15 protein-coding genes, 3 pseudogenes and 1 riboswitch are annotated in these 18193 nt (G+C 62.5%); of the genes and pseudogenes, 7 read left to right on the top strand and 11 right to left on the bottom strand.

The features are described 5' to 3' along the window. The first annotated feature begins 206 nt into the window (after positions 1–206). Positions 207–1358 carry a histidine kinase gene (locus tag HQ325_RS15300; RefSeq protein ID WP_308014401.1) on the top strand — a complete coding sequence of 384 codons (1152 nt, stop codon included), beginning with the start codon at positions 207–209 and terminating at the stop codon, positions 1356–1358. Positions 1359–1362: 4 nt separating this feature from the next. On the opposite strand, the gene HQ325_RS15295 is transcribed toward HQ325_RS15300, so the two are convergent. Then, the gene (locus tag HQ325_RS15295; protein WP_222630668.1) at positions 1363–2136 is read right to left on the bottom strand and encodes a 3-oxoacyl-ACP reductase; all 774 of its coding nucleotides are present in this window, start codon (positions 2134–2136) and stop codon (positions 1363–1365) included. Beyond that, a riboswitch (TPP riboswitch) is annotated at positions 2127–2221 on the bottom strand. Its footprint overlaps the gene before it by 10 nt. A gap of 56 nt (positions 2222–2277) precedes the next feature. Here HQ325_RS15295 and HQ325_RS15290 point away from each other — a divergent pair. Together HQ325_RS15290 and HQ325_RS15285 are read left to right on the top strand one after the other, a co-directional pair. Next, positions 2278–2925 (top strand): response regulator transcription factor, encoded by a 648-nt coding sequence (locus HQ325_RS15290; RefSeq protein WP_222630667.1) that lies wholly within the window; start codon positions 2278–2280, stop codon positions 2923–2925. 136 nt (positions 2926–3061) lie between these two features. Further along, positions 3062–3350, top strand: a pseudogene (locus HQ325_RS15285) (helix-turn-helix domain-containing protein); the annotation flags it as partial. Positions 3351–3554: 204 nt separating this feature from the next. Here the strand turns inward: HQ325_RS15285 and HQ325_RS15280 are convergent. The 9 genes and pseudogenes from HQ325_RS15280 to HQ325_RS22520 form a co-directional block, all read right to left on the bottom strand. After that, entirely contained in the window at positions 3555–4367 is an 813-nt protein-coding gene (locus tag HQ325_RS15280; protein WP_222630665.1) for a hypothetical protein, read from the bottom strand. 25 nt (positions 4368–4392) lie between these two features. After that, entirely contained in the window at positions 4393–4776 is a 384-nt protein-coding gene (locus HQ325_RS15275; protein WP_222630663.1) for a hypothetical protein, read from the bottom strand. Positions 4777–4913: 137 nt separating this feature from the next. Continuing rightward, a complete protein-coding gene (locus HQ325_RS15270; RefSeq protein ID WP_222630661.1) occupies positions 4914–7058 on the bottom strand; it encodes a DEAD/DEAH box helicase in 2145 nt (714 codons plus the stop codon). 79 nt (positions 7059–7137) lie between these two features. Beyond that, positions 7138–8307, bottom strand: coding sequence for a hypothetical protein (locus HQ325_RS15265; RefSeq protein ID WP_222630659.1), 1170 nt, complete (start codon positions 8305–8307; stop codon positions 7138–7140). Positions 8308–8655: 348 nt separating this feature from the next. Continuing rightward, positions 8656–8790, bottom strand: a complete 135-nt coding sequence (locus HQ325_RS22530; RefSeq protein ID WP_261778154.1) for a hypothetical protein — start codon at positions 8788–8790, stop codon at positions 8656–8658. A 426-nt stretch (positions 8791–9216) separates the two neighbouring features. Beyond that, positions 9217–9321 (bottom strand): annotated as a pseudogene (locus tag HQ325_RS22980) (DUF4352 domain-containing protein); the annotation flags it as partial. Positions 9322–10623: 1302 nt separating this feature from the next. Continuing rightward, positions 10624–13062, bottom strand: a complete 2439-nt coding sequence (locus tag HQ325_RS15250) for an AAA family ATPase (RefSeq protein ID WP_308014403.1) — start codon at positions 13060–13062, stop codon at positions 10624–10626. A gap of 210 nt (positions 13063–13272) precedes the next feature. Beyond that, the gene (locus HQ325_RS15245; protein ID WP_222630656.1) at positions 13273–13899 is read right to left on the bottom strand and encodes a DUF6308 family protein; all 627 of its coding nucleotides are present in this window, start codon (positions 13897–13899) and stop codon (positions 13273–13275) included. A gap of 757 nt (positions 13900–14656) precedes the next feature. Further along, positions 14657–14764, bottom strand: a pseudogene (locus HQ325_RS22520) (zinc-ribbon domain-containing protein); the annotation flags it as partial. On the opposite strand from HQ325_RS22520, the gene HQ325_RS15240 reads away from it, so the two are divergent. From HQ325_RS15240 to HQ325_RS15230, 3 genes are all read left to right on the top strand, one after another. Next, entirely contained in the window at positions 14744–15151 is a 408-nt protein-coding gene (locus tag HQ325_RS15240) for a VOC family protein (protein ID WP_222631117.1), read from the top strand. The pseudogene HQ325_RS22520 and the gene HQ325_RS15240 sit on opposite strands and share 21 nt — an antisense overlap. Positions 15152–15239: 88 nt before the next feature. Beyond that, positions 15240–16325 carry a MerR family transcriptional regulator gene (locus HQ325_RS15235; protein ID WP_308014404.1) on the top strand — a complete coding sequence of 362 codons (1086 nt, stop codon included), beginning with the start codon at positions 15240–15242 and terminating at the stop codon, positions 16323–16325. Beyond that, positions 16322–16804 carry a hypothetical protein gene (locus tag HQ325_RS15230; RefSeq protein ID WP_222630654.1) on the top strand — a complete coding sequence of 161 codons (483 nt, stop codon included), beginning with the start codon at positions 16322–16324 and terminating at the stop codon, positions 16802–16804. Before HQ325_RS15235 ends, HQ325_RS15230 begins: the two co-directional genes overlap by 4 nt. A 113-nt stretch (positions 16805–16917) precedes the next feature. On the opposite strand, the gene HQ325_RS15225 is transcribed toward HQ325_RS15230, so the two are convergent. Further along, the gene (locus HQ325_RS15225; RefSeq protein ID WP_222630651.1) at positions 16918–17217 is read right to left on the bottom strand and encodes a hypothetical protein; all 300 of its coding nucleotides are present in this window, start codon (positions 17215–17217) and stop codon (positions 16918–16920) included. A 127-nt stretch (positions 17218–17344) separates the two neighbouring features. Between HQ325_RS15225 and HQ325_RS15220 the strand changes: the two genes are divergently transcribed. Further along, complete coding sequence (locus HQ325_RS15220) at positions 17345–18088, top strand: hypothetical protein (RefSeq protein WP_222630650.1); 744 nt, start codon at positions 17345–17347, stop codon at positions 18086–18088. Positions 18089–18193: the final 105 nt, after the last annotated feature.

Genomic DNA, 18193 nt, shown 5'->3' with positions numbered 1-18193 from the left:
GTGGTGCCGGCACCGGTCGGTGCGTCCCACCAAGAACACCGCAGTGACCCCGTCGGGCACCTCGTCGATTCGGCCGGTCCCACTCCTCCTTTCGGTCGGCTTTCGCGACCGAAGAACGGGGGCTCATGTCGGACCATGGCCGTACCGTCTTCTCTGTGACCACTACTGCAGCTACGGTTCGGCGTCGCGCCTGGACCGTCGGCGCAGTGACGCTCAGCTTGTTCTGCACCTTCATGACTGCCGGTCTCGCGGGCACATCGGGAACACCGGTGTGGAACGTGGCGCTCGGCGTCGTCCTCAATATGGCCGCCGCGATTGCGTTGATCTGGCGACACGACAAACCGTGGATCGTCCTCGCGATGGCCGTCGCCGGTCCGCTCTTCTTCGCCACCGACGCAACGGCCGCGCTGATAGCCCTCTACGCGGTGGGCGTCTTCGCTCGAGGTCGCACTCTCGACGGTGCTGCAGTCGCGGTCTACCTGGCCTGCGCGATATCCCTCGTATACGACGCAGGGCGCCGCCGCGACTACTCGGTCCTGACCATCGGAGTCAAGCACGTCGAGGGCACTCCCCCGCCGACGTGGTCGCTTCCCTGGTGGCTTCCCTGGCTCGTCGCGGCCGTCCTCGTCGCCGTCGTCCTGGGGCTCTCTCAGCTTCGCCGTACGAAGTCCGATCTCGTGGTGGCCGTGCAGTCCCGCGATCAGGCGACCGCGCAATCGCAGCGCCTGCACGAAGACATGCTGATACAGCAGGAACGCTCCCGCATCGCGCGCGATATGCACGATACCCTGGCCGCCGGGCTCAGCCGAATATCGTTGCTGGCAGGCGGTTTACAGGTCGGGAGCAATGACGGACCGGAGAAGATCTCCAACACGTCGGCACTGATCCGGTCCACTGCTCACGAGTCCCTGGACGAGCTCAAACGCATCATCGGCGTTCTCCGCGGGTCCGACACCGGCGGCGAGGATGCTGGTCGGCGCAGCATCGCGGGAATCGGGGACCTTGTCGACGCAGCGCGTTCTGCCGGGTGTCGGGTGACGCTGGTCCAGGACATTCATCCCGGTGTGGTCGGCGATCTGACCAGTCATACCGCGTACCGCATCGTGCAGGAAGCTCTGACCAACAGTCAGAAGCATGCCCCGAGTTCCCCCCTTCACATCACGGTGAGTGGGGCGGACACCGACGGCATCAGCCTGACTGTGCGCAACCACATCTCGACGACAGCGCAACCTGGCCCTGGTTCGCGAACCGGACTGGCCGGCCTCGCGGAGCAATCTCACAACGCCGGCGGGTGGGTGCGGTGGACAGCCATGGGTGGCGAGTTCATCGTGACGGCCTGGCTCCCCTGGTACTCCTGACGCGTCAGTCCTTGACCAATCCGCCGTCGACGACCAGGTTCTGCCCTGTCACCGCTCTCGACCACGGCGACGCGAAGAACAGCACGGCATCCGCGAACTCGGCCGGCGTCGTCACCCGGCGCAGCGGGGTGCTGTCGGCGATCATGTCGAACACCGCGGGCGGGGTCGCGGAGCTGGCATCCGTGGTCCGCAGCAGACCACCGGACACCATGTTGACGGTGATGCCATCAGGTCCCAGGTCCGCCGAGAAGGTTCTCGTCAGCGCCAACAAGGCAGCCTTCGCTGCCGTGTAGTCGTGATACGGAACGACGGGGTTCTGCACGAGATTGGTGCCGATCGTGATGATCCGCCCGAATCCCGCCTCCCGCATACCCGGCACAGCTGCCTGCGTGGTGTGCAGAGCGCCGGCAACGCTGCCACGGAACTGCGAGTCGAACGCCGACCACTCGATCTCGTCGGCCTTGGCACGGTCGTCACCATTGAACGAGAAGTCGATCAAAGCGTTGTTGACGACGGTGGTGACAGTCGACCCGAAATGCTCACGTGCCCTGTCGAACAGCGCGTCGACCTGGTGCCGGTCCGTGACATCGGCCTGCACCGCGACAACGCGGTCAGGACCGAACTCCGATGCCAGAGCATCGGCTGCGGCTGCACTGCGGTGGTAGTTGACCACGACGCGGGAACCTTGCTGCAGGAACGCTCGCGTGATCGCAGCACCCAGTCCGCGAGCACCGCCCGTCAGGAGCACGATCTGTTCGGCCAGCGGCACTGTGCGCATCTCGACATCCCTTCGCCAGCATGACCTGGTCAGGTTCGACGGGTGTGTTCTCAGCCGGTTCGGTTCGGCACCCCGTGTCCGACTCCATAGAACACCTATCCGCTGTGGCGTGTCGTCGCGACCCGATACGGTCGACCCATCATGGACTCCGATGCGGTCATCACCGTTCTCGTCGTGGACGACGACGCATTCGTTCGTCGCGGCGTGGCGGACATCTTCGCCGCCACCACGGACATCGTGGTGGTCGGGTCGGTCTCGGACGGTGACGAGGTCCCCGCCGCAGTCGCCGCTCGTCGGCCCGACGTCGTCCTGATGGATCTGAAGATGCGCCGAGTAGACGGACTCGACGCCACGCGAGCATTGATGGCATCGGCACACCCACCGAAAGTCGTCGCGATGACGGCCATGGACGTGGACGATCTGGTGGTCCAAGCCATCGAGGCCGGAGCCCATAGCTTCCTCAGCAAGTCGGAGGCGCCCGAGACGTTCCACCAGTCGATCCGCGCCGTCGCTGCCGGCAACACTCTGTTCTCCGAGGAATCACTCCGAAAGATCGTGGCCACCACCCGACCACCGCGGCCGACAGTGACGCTGGAGGCGCTGACCGACAAGGAACGAACAGTGTTGTCGGTCATGGCATTAGGGGCAACGAATGCCGACATCGCTCGGCAGCTCTACATGGCGGAAACCACGGTCAAGTCGCATCTGACTGCTGTCAATCACAAGCTGCAGGTCACCAACAGGGTCGAGGCTGCGCTCATGGCGTTCCGCGCGGGATTGGTTGTCTAGAACTCTAGATGTGGCAGACAGCGCCTGGTCTGCATGCATTCGAATGCGGCAGGAAACTGTCGGTTCCGGTCGAAAACCGAGCGTGTAATCCGGTCGAGAAGTGAGCACTCGTCTCGACGATGGAGGAGTGATCACCGTGGAGGACTGGGCGTTGATTCGTCGATTGCACGGCTCGGAGAAGATCTCGCAATCACAGATCGCCCGCCAGTTGGGGTTGTCACGGAACACGGTGGCCAAGGCGGTGAAGTCATCGAGTCCGCCGCAGTACGAGCGGGCGCGGCCGACCGAGTCGGCGTGGTCGCGGGTTAAGCCGTCGGTGCGGGCGTTGTCGGCGGCGTATCCGTCGATACCGACGACGCTGATCGCCGAACGAATCGAGTGGCCGCGGTGGCCGGTCGTGGCTGTCGGAGAACGTCGCGCGCGTCGACGGTGACGCGACAGCAACTACACAGTGGACCCTACCGGGTGACAGCCGCACGGCAGCGCCTGAATCCATGACCAGAACGACCATCAAGCCTGCGTCCAGGCCATCGCGTCGTAGCCTGTAGCCGTCAGCACGGCAATGCCTTCGCGGAGCCCCTCTGGCAAACTAAAGTCAGTTACGGCCGAATGCGCGGTGCATCCCACAGCTACCTCAGCTTCTCTGCGATCGCCGTCCGGGTGTCTGGCGGCAGCTGGACACGGATGAAGTCGTCGAGGCGTTCGGGATCCGGCTCGACCCTTTCCGCGTCAGCAAGGGTCTCCCATGAATCGTAGTCGGCAGGGTCGGCGAAAGTCACCACGCCGACCCCGTGAGCCCTCGCGACGGCGACTACGGTCGTGACCTGCTCTGCGAGGGCTTCCTCCAGAAATGCGGGCACATGCAAGACGACGTACGCATGGGTTGCTGCACGTCTTTGGGCCAGGGCCTCGTACACCGCGGTGACGTCGATCTGATCAGACGGCTTGACCTCGAAAACAGCAACTTCCAAGAATTTGCCCGGGACGTACTCGTAGGTCTTGACCTGCACTGCCAGCAAGTCTGGCCGGGTCCATCTCCCACCCGTCGGCTTGCTTCCACCCTGGGCGACATTGTCAGCTCGGAGAGGAACAGACCTCGCGTCTTTCCCCCATTCGTTCCGCAAGACCTCAAGCAGGGGTTCGTAGAGATCCGCTTCACGGATCGTCGACACGTTGGTGGGCATCGCAAGAACGCCAGATTCTGTAAGACCCGCAGCTTCGCCTTCGAGCGCTGCCGACGCCACCATCCGGCGTAAGCTACCGCCTCGCCCGTGTCCCCGGCGAGCTAGTTGCTTGTCCACTAGCAAATCTCGCACAAGCCAGTACTTCTTCTGACTCCAACGCAACTCTGCTTTGAGAGTCATGTTGCCGATGCCCCTACCGTCGACAGGCAGCTTCGCCAAGAGCTTCTGCTCATCGTTTGTCAACTGCTGCGCAGCCATCACTGTCCTTCGCTACTAGTTGGCTTCAGTCCTGTTCGACGATTCTCCGAATGACGTCTAACTTTTCCCGGTCGGATCGACGAACTTTGTCGTCCACGAATTTTGTTAGTTCTGTGCGGACGTCGTATACGAACGGGTTGAGAACGGCGTCCAGCACGGCCGACACTCGGCCACCATCTCGTTGATACAACCAAACTTCTTGAGACTGTCTCGGTTCTGTATTGAAGTCCGGGTCGAGCAGCCACGCGGGAAAGTACCCGATATCCTCATTGGCCAGACTCTCTGCAATCTCAGCCAGCACGTAGCGACCCAACCGGGTATAACCCAACGAGTTGCGCAGCTGCCCGAGTTCTACTTTGAGAAGGCCGTCGTTCTCGGCCACGCGGGACGGCAGCGGTTCTTCACTCATATCTGTTCCTTCGAACGAACTCTCGACGACGTAGACACAAATCTTACCGATCCGCTTAGGCGGGTATGCCCCACACTCGCCCGAACTGCGCCGCGCGGATCCCGTGCTAGACCTGAGTCAACGGTGCTATTGCCCGGTCAACCGACACCAAGCCGAGCTCGCTCGACCTCGATGATCGACGCCTCGGCCGGGCCCACACCACGATCCCATCCGGAATCCACCGCTGATACGTCTGCGTCTTTGGCCTGACTGCGACGGGCGTATTCGTCGAACAGTTGCGATTTCTTGTCTTGCACCTCTCGCATGCGCTCGTCAACCGATTCTTTCGCCAGCAGCCGGTGGACCTGAACGGTTCTCACCTGGCCCATACGGTGCGCCCGAGCAACAGCTTGGACCTCGGTGCTCGGCTTCCATTGCGGCTCAGCCAGAATTACGACAGATGCTGCCTGGATGTTCAGGCCGACACCTCCGGCTTCGATCTGACTCACCAACACTGCAGGGCCGGTGCACGAAGTGAAATCATCAATCATGCGCTGCCGCTGAATGGATGTCGTCGCGCCGGTGAGCGGGCCAAATACCGTCCCCGGCACCTGCCGGCTGACGGTGTCCAGCACCGACTTGAAGAACGAGAAGACGAGCACCTTGGAACCGCTGTCTTCGGCCTCACGCACAATTTCGATGAGCCGGTCCAATTTAGCTGATTTGCTCCCGGAGTCGCCGGTATACGCCGCTTGACGCATTGCCATGAAGTTGCGCGACGCTACCGCAGATCGATAACGATCCTTGTCATCCGCAGTCGGCTCGACCCAGTCCTCGACTTCGATGAGGTCTGGTAGCTCCCCGAGCACGTCCACCTGATTCCGTCTCAGGTACGCAGGCGCTACCGCCCTTCTGAAAGCTTCGGCGCCGCTGATGCCGTCCGTCGACTTGATGCCTCGCGCCGTCGCGGGCTGCACATATTCCACCAGTGTTCGAAACTCGCTCACGCGGTTCTCCATCGGCGTCCCACTCAAGAGAACAGCACGGTCCGCGGATTCGATGATGGCACGCGACGCAATCGACCGCTGCGCCACCGGATTCTTGACGTAGTGAGCCTCATCGATCACCACCAGCGATGGCACCACGGATATGCGCAGCTTCTGCAACGTCGTGAATGTCGTGATCGCCACCCCGCCAGATCTCTGCCACTCGGTAACCGCACGGTCTCGGTCCGCTCCATACAACTCCACGGGTCGCAGAGCAGTGTGTTTTTGTGTTTCGTTAGACCAATTAATGAGAACGCTGGCCGGGCAGATGACGAGGAAGAGTTTGTCTCCCTTGGCCGAAAGATGTGCTGCCACAGCCAAGGCCTGAATCGTTTTCCCGAGACCCATTTCGTCACCCAAGATGCACTTCCCACGAAGCAGAATGTAGCGAGCTCCGAACGCCTGGTACGCCCGCAGGTACGAGCGCATGTGGGTGCGGTCCAGCTCGACTTTCTCTGTCTCGCTCGACAGTCGATCACCGATGAAACCGTGGGATGAGTTGACGCTGTCATTGCCGAGCGACGTGAACTGACTGAGCAGTGCGTTCAGCGCGGCAGCATCCCGCTCGTATTCTGCCCAGGGATCCCCGGACAAACGCCCAGCGTCGGCAACTCGGGCAATGTGCTCACGCAATCCCACAGCGCCCGCAGAACCGGCAATTGCGCGAATCTGGTACCGCGCTCGCTCTGCCTCGGCCTTCTTGGCCTTGCTGGTGAACAACCTGGCGAACCAACCGCTCGATCGGCCGGCGGCGTCTCTCCACGGTTTGACCAGCGCATCGACGGCCTGCACCTCGACCGCCAGACCGACCGACTCCCGTTCGACTCGCCGAAGCGCCGTCAAAGATTTCAAGAGCTCTGTCTCAGGTCCGGTCTTCGATGCGGGTGACAGCCGCAGCTTCTGGCTCGACCTCACCACTCTTCGCTGAGCTACAGCCGCATCGCGAATCGCTCGGGCGGATTGAGGACCGATTCCGGGAACCGCGGAAAGGTCGGCGGCCGAAGCATCGGCGACGTCGAGAACGGTGCGAAGGCGGCTGCTGCTCAGTTCCCCGAACCGCACCCCCATCGCCAGAGCCGGTTTCAAACTGACAACAGGCCTGGCCCGAAGGATCGCGTCCGTCTGCCTGTCAAGAATGTTGTCGACCGACGTACGGATCTCACCGCGGAGATTGTCTGCGGCCCTCGTAGCCGCCACACCCTCGCCGAGTAGAGCATTTATCTCACGTAGCAAATCTTCGGCAGAGGCGCCCGTCATCTGTCATCCAGACTTAGCACCAATCGGCAGGGCAGCCTCTCGGATCCTGTGCCTAACCAACTCGCTTCGGATGGCAGGTTCATTCGTCGCCGTCGAGATCGAAGACTCCCAGTAGCCGTGACAGCGTGAATGGCTGCCGCAGCTTAGCAACAACATTCTGGTTGGCGAACATCCCCTTCTCCCAGAACGCTTCGGAGCGCGGGCGTGCGTCGATCCAATCAATTGCTACGAGATACTCGACCAAGGATGGATCATCTTTGTCTTCGCCAATATTAGTTGCCGATAGGGGCGCGTCGAGAATGGGCATCGAGATCTCATCCACTTCGACCTTGAATTCGGTCACTGGAACCGATTCTGCGACAACCGTTCCGACTCCTACGTAACCACTACCGGTCAAGTGAGCCCATACCCGAGCGCCGACGAACAACTTGGCCATTGCGCCACGATATTTGTCACCATGGCCAGCGGACACAAACCCATAGACCAGCATGTCATCCCAGTCACGGTGCTCGCTTTCGCCAACTGCAACATAGAAGTCTGTGCCATTCCAGCTGGCTTGTTTCTTGCGCGTACTCGACGCTAAAGGCGGCTCAACGGTGGGATCCGACATCCAGGAGCGCGCAAGGTAGTTGCGCTCGCCGTCAACGAGGTACTGAAAAAAAAGAACGTTGATTGGAACGCCGTAATTACGCACGTAGTCAACAATCTGCTCGGTGCTGGCATCCAGTCCACTAGCAACAATAACCAGCTGATGTTCCTCGTTTAGGGATTCCGGAACGTCCAATTCGAATCGATTCGTGAAAGCAGTTTCGAAGGCTTGGCCATCATTATGCTTCGAATAGAGATCACGAATTGCTTCGAAAGATAGGTTTCGTACCCAAAATCCGTACTCAAGTGTCTGCGAAACCACTTCCCGAGGCGTCATTCCTCGCTTCAGCTCGATCACGACGACATTGCCCTGATCGTCGAGAGCAAGCATATCGATCCGCTTCCCAAATTCCGTGATCACTTGTCGACCGATCAGCAGTAAGTTGCCCAGTCCCAGCACATCGAGTGACTGCTCAATGATTAACTCCAGGCGATCCTCAGAATCAATGGTGACTGGCGTCATCCTTTCAGGAACGGCTCCGTCTACCCTCCACAACCCAAAGTTCACAGCCATACGGCGAATATACCCCGCCAGTCCGCGCGACTGGCGGGAATGTGTCGGTTTACGGTCGTCGATCTGAGCATCGGAACCATCACGCACGCCCAGCGGAGGACGCCAGGACTGGCGACGAGTTCCAGAGGGAGAAAATTACGCCCTCTACCTCCCCGCCCTCCGCCGATCGGCAGCCGAGAACCCGTCCACCGACAGCGACCCCTTCGCCCGCTTCCGCCCGTGGTAGTCGACCACCGCCGAGAACGCCGCACTGACGGCCCACCGCCGACGCGTCGTAAGTCAACGTCTTGTCCGCCGTAAACACCATCTGCGCCCCGGTCTCCACGGCATCCATGTTCGCCCCGAGGACACGAAGTCCCAGCCGTACTGATCCTCTTACTGCTCGATCGAATCACGCACCGCGTGGTGGCTCCCTTCGCGGCTCGCGTTCTCCGCTCAGTCCGTCATCACCAGCATGGTCAGCGACGTCGGCCGCGACTCCTCCAGCGAGGCGGCCAGGCTCGCGCCGACATCAGTGACGAACCGGCCCACCGCGTCGTACAAGCCCGTCGTTCCTCGCGGGGACAGCACAGCGGACCGACCTTCTCGATCGGTGTGTCTTCGTAGACGATCTGGTAGACGTCGTCGAACTGAGCGAGCGGCACAACCGTTGTGCCGTCATGACCGCGTTCGGCGTCGATGAAGGAATCGAACCCGCCGCGGGTGTGTCGGCGTCAGTATGGATCCGGAACGTTCGAGCAATGCGGCAACGAGGGACAACGACGAGTCGGTCCTGAGTACTCCAATCGTGCGGCCTCGAACGAGCCGAATGATGGGTTCAACGTAGACGAGGCCATCGACGGTGGTCAGCCGAGAGCGACGGTGGCGACGCCCGAGAACATCGAATCGTGCAATTCGATCTCCCCTGGTTTGGTGCCGACGGGCACGTCGTAGACCAACGTGGCCACCACCGGAGTTGCCATTGTTGATCTGCGTGAATCCGACGTTTGGATCGTTGGCCACCGTGGCAAAGGTATCCACCCCGTAGCGCCGGCCGGAGGCATCGAGAAGCTGCTGGGACGAGGTGCCGAAGGATTGCTGCTCGTCACCGATGTTGGACACGTTCAGCGTCACCACCACGTTCTCGCCTCCGGGGATTGCGACGTGAACTGGTCCCCCAAGGTGGCCACACCGCGTTCGATGTTCTGCACTATGAACTCGAAACGCCCGTCCCGCACTAGGGTTCCGGTGCCGGGCGCTGCTTCGGGGGCATCGGCAGCAGCGATTTCAGGCTGCGCGTCCTGGTCCGCACGCATTCAATTATGGTCGGCGCGAGTGACCGCAGCTGCAATGGCGGAGCCGGTCCAGTCACCGCTCTCGTGGAGCTGCATAACATGCCTGGCGGAGGAGGCCGTACTGTCGACCAACTCGGCTGCCGTGGCCTGGACTTCGCAGGCCGCATCACTGGAGAAAGCTGGAGACCAGAGCTCGACAGCGGGCCTGCTCCATGTGTCCGACGAACGTCCCAATGACCTATCGCCTTCTGTGAAGGCATGAACGCATCGTCACCTTCGTCGTAGGAATCGGCGCACTCCTCGACGCATGACCCAAGGTCGGTGGACGCATCGACCATCTCGACCATCACGCCCCGGATCATCGCGATCGCTCTGATCGCTGCGTCGTCGAGCAGCAACAGACTTCCGGGTTCTGTCCGGACTTCGGGGCAGGAGTGCGAAACTTCCTCGACGATTGCCAGTCCACACTCCTCATCGCATTTCACATCGACGCTGGAATACGAACCCGGGTATTGCGTCACAGGGCCCCGCCGTCGATCAGCACGCAATCTTAGACGGACCACACCTGCCGGTGGTTCCCCCGTCCGGTGACTTGGAAGTCCAGGAACTCCGGCAGCATTTCACGGTGCGCCTCTACGCTCTAGTCAGCGGACAACGCCGTCGTGAAGGACTTACCGCGGTGAACCACAAGCATCGGGTCGAAACTGCGCTGATTGCTGCGATGGCGACCGCCGACCAACCAGATTCCAGATCCTATCCCTACCTGCTGTCGGCGTTCCCTAGGATCACAACAGAGCAGTCACCAAGGTGCACAGATGCCGAACCTCGGCCACGGTGGGCGAAAGCTCGTAGGCGTGGTGGTGGCAAACCGCACTCAGCCGATGCCACGCCACCGCTGCTGCGTCCGCATTTTCGGTGGTGTCGAGCGACCGCAAAATCACCAGCTTGGATCGCATATTCGCGTCCGGCAAGTCTGCACCGAGTGCGGCACACCTCGCGCTAACGAGGTCTTCGAGCGCTTGACGCGCGAGGAATGCTGCGAGCCGCGCCGAGTGACCCCTGGCCACGATCGTGCCGTCGAGCAATCTCTCCGCATGTCGGAGACTCACAGACGCGTGCATCGGCGGCGTCACGCGTTCAGCATCCCCTCGACCATGCGGCGCAGGTCGTTGACGTCCGAGGTGTCCACGGAGACATCAGCTCCGTGCGCCCCAGCGTTCGCGAGCCTCATGGTGGGGTGTCGTTCCTTGCGGTACCCGAGCCAACCGGTGATGTCGGACGACGGATCGCCGTGGACTGCCAGCGCAAGCCGCTTGCGTGTCGAGGTCGCGGTGTTCCACTGTTCCTCGGTCACCGTTCGGCCCGCACCGGACCGGTACTGTTTCGCGTAGAACGTTTGCTGCGCAGCAGCTTCCAGCGCCAGCCGGAACAGTCCCGGAGCGGCGCGCCGCTTCACCGCGTCCGGCACGTTCACATCGCGGACAAGAGCATCCACATCCTGGACGTAGCGGAGCGCCTGGTTCAGCGTCTCAGCCGTGCTGATGGTCGACCCCGCCTCCCGAGTCACCTCGACGAGCCGGGCGTCGACGGCCAGCTGCCGGATGGCCGACGCCAGACGGTCGTCGTGCGAGAACACCACCACCTGACGTGTGCGTGCCAACATGGACAGGACGTTCACGAACCCGTCGATCTTGGCCGGGTCCATCGCCTGAATGGGGTCGTCGAGCACGACGAAGCGGAACGGGCTGTTCGGGGTGGTTGCTCTCGGGATGAACAGCGCCAACGCCAGTGCGTGTAACTCGCCCTGGCTCATCACCGACATGGCCTGCGACTCCACGCCGTCCACCGTTCCTGTCAATACAGCTTTGCGACGAGTGTTCGTGCCGTGCAGGCTGATCGATCCGATGTCGACGTTGCTCTCCTGCCGCAGCCGAGACCAGATCTGGCGGGCCTGCTCGGCAATCGGTTCGAGGCGCTGGTTCCGGAGTTCACCGCCGTGCGCGGTGATCCACTTCTTTGCGGATTCCAGATTCTCGACGTCCTCGTCGCTATCTCGCGCTGCGCGTTCGAGCCCGACCCACGCTGCGAGTCGCCCGGCCACCGGCGCCCAGCGATCTTCACGCGCGGCGAGTTCCGCGGCAGCGGATGCTCGGACCGCTTCTGCAGCGACGATGACATCGGGAAAAGTCAGCCCAACGTGATCTGCCAATTCCGCGCTGCCGTTCGGCGCCGCGGCCGCGGCAGCGACCGCGTCACGGTACGCAGGCAGGCCCGCGAGGTCGATACCGTCGAAAGTTTGGACGTCAGCCAACTCACTGATCAACGACTTAGCGAGTTGGCGCGCATCGTTGAGCCGGCGCCGCTTGAGCTTGTATTCGGCCAGCTTGTCGTTCTCGGCGGTGAGCACGCTCCGGGAGTGCTCGGCCCACGCGTCGTTCAGCGTTCCCGTGGAACAGACCGGACACGGACCGTCGCCGGCCTCCGCGTGAAGCTGCAACGCTGCGGAGAGCACGTCGTTGCGTTGCTCGACGACCGAGAGCGCTTCGTCGGCCAGGTCCACCGTCCCGGACACCGCATCGCGTAAGGCGGTCTCTGCGGTGTCGACCGAGTCCTGCGTGGGAAAGGTAAGCGATGCGATGGCACGAAGGCTGCCCAGCGAGGACGAGACCGACAAGTCGCCGCCAGTGGCGACCGCGAGGACGGCATCCAGATCGGCAGCGCGCTTCCTCAGCAACGATGAGGCCGTTCGCGCGCGATCGTCGTCGATCTCAGCGACGACGGTCTTGAGTCCTCTCAGCTCTGCGGTGGCTGCCTGCCGAGGCGCTTTCGCGGACTTCACCACCGAGAAGAGCCGTCTCTCGGCATCGCTGATCTCTTCCAGTCCCAACAATTTGTCCAGCGCGTCGTACAGCGCGGACGGGCTGTCTTCGATCAGTCCGCCGATTTCATCGTACGAGAGCATCGGCCGGTGCAGTTCGATGGCCGATGCCCACCCGAGATCGTCAATTCCGCTGCGCCGCTTCGCGTTCCCCACCTGGGTCCAGGTGGCGCAGTCGTCGAGACCGACGTCGGCGGCCCAGTCGACTCCGACGACGGTGGGTTCCGAACCCTCGATGGTCAGCCCCACGCGCACCTCGCACGGTAACGACTGATGAAGGTTGCGCCAGGCGTCCTTCCACAGCGACGCCTTCTTCTTCCAGCGGTAGCTCGTACCCGTGATGGCATACTCGAGCGCCTCGGCGAAGCTGGATTTCCCCGACCCGTTTCGCCCACTGACGATGGTGATGCCCGGAGCCGGATGAAGATCGAGCACTGCCTTCGGGCCGATCCCTCGAAAACCCGCAACGCTGATGGACGTCAGGAACGCTCCCACCGGTTCCGCGACATCCACCCCTGGCTCCGGGCGGGACGGCGGTGCACAGGTGCCCTGGAGGAGTTCCGCCAACGCGGACTCACTTTCCAGCGCCGCCATCACGAAGTACTTGGCGGCGTCGTTCAGTTCGGCGTCCGCATCGATCGCGTCCATCACGACGTCCATCAGCGGTCTGTCAACGATCTGGTCGGACACCGACACTCCTCATCCTCGGTACAGACGGCCATGCGACCTGGACACACCGTGGCACAGAAGTCCGACACTGCGCAGCCGTCTCGCAGTCGATGCAGGTGGGCCGAAGCGTGACGGGGGTGTGGCGCCGCCTAGTGGCGTCTTAGCCGGGTTGGAGTTTGCGAAAGCGTCCCGTACGCGACCCACTGTGCGACTGATTCCCGGGTTCTTGGTCTACAGCGACTTGCCGTGCATCCAAGAAACCACGTCCAAGACACGCAGTGTACCGATGGTATCCGGCAGGCCAGCTTTCGGCCGAAGCGACAGCAACCGCGAATTCAAAGCCCCACCGTCGGCCCGCAGCGCCTCTCTGATCGGATCGCGGTGCCTGTTCCTAGTATTAAGCACTTGACCGACAACCACGTCGTAGATCGGAATAAGGCGGGGACGTTTGCGTGCCATCAGCTTCGTGGCCTTGGTGCGCCCGATCCCCCTGATGCTGCGCAGTTCCTCTTCGAGCAACCAGATCGGGTCGTCGTCGGTGAGTGCCTGGGATTCGTCCACGAGGTCACGGTCTGGCCCCACCGACTCGAGCAAGTCGGTGAAGCGTGCCGCGCGGTTGAGGAGTAGCTCCCGTGCACCTCGAGCATCGATATTGACGGAGAGGAAGGTGATCGCGACCAGATCGTCAGCGGTGAATTTGTTGACGTCGGCTTCGCGATGCTTTGGCGCCCAGTTATCGAAGAACGCGCCGGTGTAGCACCTGGCATCGAGATATGTCTCGCCGAAGTACTTGCGAAGAAGCGCAACCGCATCGTCGTCGGAGTCCGCTGTCAGGGGCGGCGGAAGGGTCACGGTCATGGAATGGACGATGCCAGACCGCTGGGGAGTCTTACCCGAAACGGATGAATCGATGGGCAACCGACGGTGGATTTCACTGGGGCACCGTGATTACGCTTGCCGACGCTGCAGCCCAGCTGCAAGTACGCGCGGGCTGCACCCAGCCGTCCGGCTCGCGCTTCGCTTATTCCCAAGACGCCACGGCTCTCTAACAGAGTCGAAGCTGAACTGGTGGTGTTTCGAGCGGCACTGGGTCCTATGAGCAGCGCTGGTGTGCGAGTGCGCCCATCCTTATGCCTGCCCTGGCATGCCCAACCGCGGCTGGGGCTTGGCGCGGTAGCTAATGCAGGACGTTGAGCCTGCGGACAACGACAGAGTAACTCAAGTTTGCTCCCGCAAGCATTCGGACTTTCCGTCGCACGTCCCGAGGAGTCGCGTCACGCTGACGCCTGCTACTTTGCAAAGTGTCTTTGCGGCCAACCGACACCAATTAGGTGTGCCGCATGCTCGCTTGCCTGCTCACCGAAGTCGGACGTTGGAATGTGCATGCCATTGACGGCGTCAAATTCCGTTGCTGACGCACCGGGATGCGATCTGGCGCTCGTGACCCACCGGAATCGCTGTCGAACCGGGGGAACGATGACCACCGAAACCAACGTGCGCGCCGTCGAGTAAGCCGATGATTGAGGAGGAAGTTCGTGAAAGCCGGCGAAGAGCTCATCGGAGCACATCTCACCGTTCGACACCGCGCAGGTACGTCACCATGCCCGACGTTCGACTACGCGTAGACGGCTGTTCCGCAGATCCCACATTCCTCGAACCCGATGCGCTTCCAGCGCGCGAGCGGGATGAAGAAGACGCTGAACTGCTTGTACTGCTGCATCCGGGCCGCGGCAACGCACGTGAAGCGTTGGAGTTCTACCAGTCAGTCTTCGGCGGCGAACTGGTCGCATTCCCCTACGGCGACACCGAATCGGGCCAGGGACCGGCCCAGTCCGAGCAGATCGCCTGGGGTGAGGTAAGCACATCCGGAGGGTTCCGCGTCATGGCGTACGACATCCAGGACTCGCTTCCCTACAACGCCGGTGAGAATGCCTTCTACAGCGCGCTGCGTAGCCACGACGCGGACGAGATCACCGCAGCATTCGAGGGCTTGTCTGCTGGGGCAACAGTGTTGGTGCCGTTGGGGCCGGTCGGGTTCTCACCGTTGTACGGCAAGCTCGTCGACAAGTTCGGTGTCGTGTGGATCCTCGACGTCATCCCTCAGTGGTGAGGTAGCACCCGCAGGCCTGGCACCGCCACGACTTTCGTCGGGTCTCACGGGTTGACCTTCGGGTAGGTCGAAGCCGCATGCTGTCGGAGTGTCTGATGCCGGGTTGATGTCCATCGGGTCGTTCGCGCAGCGATGCGGCCTGACGGCGAGCGCGCTGCGCTTCTACGCCGATTCGGGCTTGCTGCCGCCCGCAGAGGTCGACCCCGTGACCGGGTACCGCCTCTATCGCGAGGACCAGCTCGCGCGGGCGGTCCTGCTTCGGCAAATGCGCGAGATCGGCATGTCTCTTCCTGCTGTGAAGTCCACCCTCGACGCGGACGTTGTCGACGCGATTCGCTCGGTCGATGATCACGTCACCGCGGTGATGCGTGAGGCCGAGTCGGTGCTGCAGCAGGCAGCCGCCATCACGACCACCCTGGCTGAGCGAACCAGGCTGCAGATCGCCCGACTGAGCGGGCAGGTCTTGGCCTCCGCGATCGAACAGATCCTCACCGCCACCACCGACGATCCGGACATCGCAGTCCTCGGTGGCGTCCATGTCGAAGCTGGGCCCGGGGTCTTGACGCTGACCGCCAGCGACCGCTACCGCCTGTCGACAAGAACACTGGTCAGCAATGTCGACAGTGCGGCGGCCTGGGCGGCGACGGTGAACGGCGATGACTTGCGAACGTGCCTCGGCGATCTGCGCCGTACGTCGTCCGTCAGCGTCGACGTCACCGATCACGGTATGAATCTGCGCCTGCCAGGCCGCGGTGATCATCACTGCAGGTTCGTGTCCGAGCCCTTCCCCGACTACCGATCGATGCTCGCCACACTGCCGGCGGTGACGAGTCGGGTCGAGGTCCCCACAGCGACGCTTCTGCATGCCCTCGAACAACGATCGAGCGATCGAGTTCGGTTGTCCACGAACGACAACAACCTCGTGGTCTATGGTGACTTGCTCCCGGACATCGAAATTCCGGCCCGCGTGAGCGGGTGCACGGTCGACGCCTGGTTCGAGATGACCACTCTCTACCCGGCCATCAGCACCGCCGTCGGCACTGACGTACTACTCGATTTCCGTGAGCCCGAACAGCCCGCCACTGTTCGCTCGGCAGACCGAGGAGACCTGACCACCCTGGTCATGCCCGTCGCAGCGCCGCGTGACACCCCGACGGAAGGACACACGCCATGACAGAAACTCCCGCAAGCGACCCGACGATGGACGCGATCGCCGCGGCCGTCACCGAGGGGCGAGGTGGAGACGTCGATGAGGCACGTCGACAACTCCTCGCGCTGTGGCAGGACATCGGTGTCGACGGCGATCCCCTGCATCGGTGCAGCCTCGCGCACTACCTCGCCGACCTTTTCGAGGATCCTGCAGAAGCACTCACGTGGGACGTCCGAGCACTCGACGCCGCACACTCCGTCACGGACCAACGCACGCAGAATCACCACGCAGGCCTCCACATTGCGGGGTTCTTTCCGTCGCTGCATCTCAACCTTGCGGACAACTACTGCAAGCTAGGGTCCTTCGACGCAGCTCGCGAGCACATCGACGCTGCGAAGGAGTGCTCCTCGACGCTCACGGACGATCCCTACGGGGATCTCATCCGCGACGCCATCGGAAAGGTCGACGCGGCCATCTCGACGAGGGAAGGCGCGAAACAATGATTTGAGCCGTGATGGAATTCGGGAATGGGCCCTGACAATACGAGTGATCAGTCCACGCCGCACATCGCCCTCGCCCTACTCGGCGGCGTCACGGCCGGATACACAGTCAGTGCTCACTCCCCCTTCGATTCTCTGATCGATCCCTCGGCCTCGCCCACAGCATTTGCCACGGTCATCAACGCCATACTCGTGACGGCTCTTTCTGCCGGTATTGCTGCGACCGTCGTTCTTCCTCGCCTCTCCCGCAGCGCGGTCGCCGGGATGATGGCCACGGCTCTTGCCGTGTCCGTCGGTGCGAACGTCGCACCAGTGAGTGGCGCGCTGACAGCATGGGCGAGTTCGATCGCCACCGGGATTTTCTTCGCCTGCACCGTGTCCTTGTCCTTGTCGTCGCGCGGGTTGATCGCCGCCACATTCGGGTGGATCGTCGCCGGGACCGCAGGGCCGCCACTCGACAATCTCGTGCCTCCGCCGGCGTCGGACTTCGGTTGGACTGCTGCCGATACGGCCGACGTCGGACCCACTACACTCCGCGTGGTCGTGTGCATCGTGCTCGCAATTCTCACCGGTGCCGCTTTGGCTACGGCGATGCTCCGAACTCCGGTCCACGCACCAAAACCGGCACCGCCGGGCCGCTTGGTCGCCGTCGGAATCGTCCTGCCCGTTGCAGCGGCGCTGATCGTCACGACCTCGTCGGTCGACAGGAGTCGCGACTGGATCTGGTTCGCGTGCGCCGGGGCGATGACGATCGTTGTACTCGCCTGCGCGCTGGTCGCTCCCGGTAGGACAGGCCTGGTGCTCGCTTCTGGTCTCGCAGTGAGCGCAAGCTCGCTCGTTGGAGTCGACAGCGACTTTCAAGAATGGAGTTGGATCCTTGCTCTTGCAGGATTCGGGATCGGCCTGCTCTTGACCGTCCGTCGTCGGTCGGTGTTGCTTCCGCTGATTCTGGTGGGCGTTCTGGCAGCCCTGTATTTCATCGGCGACGGACTACTTCCCTCCAACCTCTCGACCGTCGTCACGTCAGCCGCCGCTGCATACCTGATCACCAGCGCCGCAGCATCATCTACCGCGGCGACGGTGGTAATCGGGATTCCTGCCCTTCCGCTGTTCTCACTCCCCTACACGTTCTATTCAGCGGGCTACGATTCCGACGACATCAAGATCAACACGTCCCCCGACCAGTTCGCGTTGGCAGTGGCCGGAGCCGTGATGCTCGTGGCAACGTCGGTAGCGATCCTCATCATCAGCGGCCGGGCGAGGGCGGGCGCGACACGGGGCGCGTGAGCGGTCCTTACGCTCGCGCCGGCAGGCTTAAGCGGCTCCCCGGTCGCTAACACCATCTTGTCAGTTCTTAGGCTTGCTGTAGCAAGCATTGAGGTGCGGATGCGA

It is taken from the genome of Rhodococcus sp. BP-349 (genome assembly GCF_019835845.1).
In the GTDB taxonomy this organism is placed as follows: Bacteria; Actinomycetota; Actinomycetes; order Mycobacteriales; family Mycobacteriaceae; genus Rhodococcoides.
This window is presented reverse-complemented; position numbering and strand designations above follow the sequence as displayed.

Excerpts from the sequence above, each read along its gene's own strand:
- HQ325_RS15295 (WP_222630668.1), bottom strand. The coding sequence starts at position 2,136 with ATGCGCACAGTGCCGCTGGCCGAACAGATCGTGCTCCTGACGGGCGGT.
- HQ325_RS15290 (WP_222630667.1), top strand. The coding sequence starts at position 2,278 with ATGGACTCCGATGCGGTCATCACCGTTCTCGTCGTGGACGACGACGCA.
- HQ325_RS15280 (WP_222630665.1), bottom strand. The coding sequence starts at position 4,367 with ATGGCTGCGCAGCAGTTGACAAACGATGAGCAGAAGCTCTTGGCGAAG.
- HQ325_RS15275 (WP_222630663.1), bottom strand. The coding sequence starts at position 4,776 with ATGAGTGAAGAACCGCTGCCGTCCCGCGTGGCCGAGAACGACGGCCTT.
- HQ325_RS15270 (WP_222630661.1), bottom strand. The coding sequence starts at position 7,058 with ATGACGGGCGCCTCTGCCGAAGATTTGCTACGTGAGATAAATGCTCTA.
- HQ325_RS15245 (WP_222630656.1), bottom strand. The coding sequence starts at position 13,899 with ATGACCGTGACCCTTCCGCCGCCCCTGACAGCGGACTCCGACGACGAT.
- HQ325_RS15230 (WP_222630654.1), top strand. The coding sequence starts at position 16,322 with ATGACAGAAACTCCCGCAAGCGACCCGACGATGGACGCGATCGCCGCG.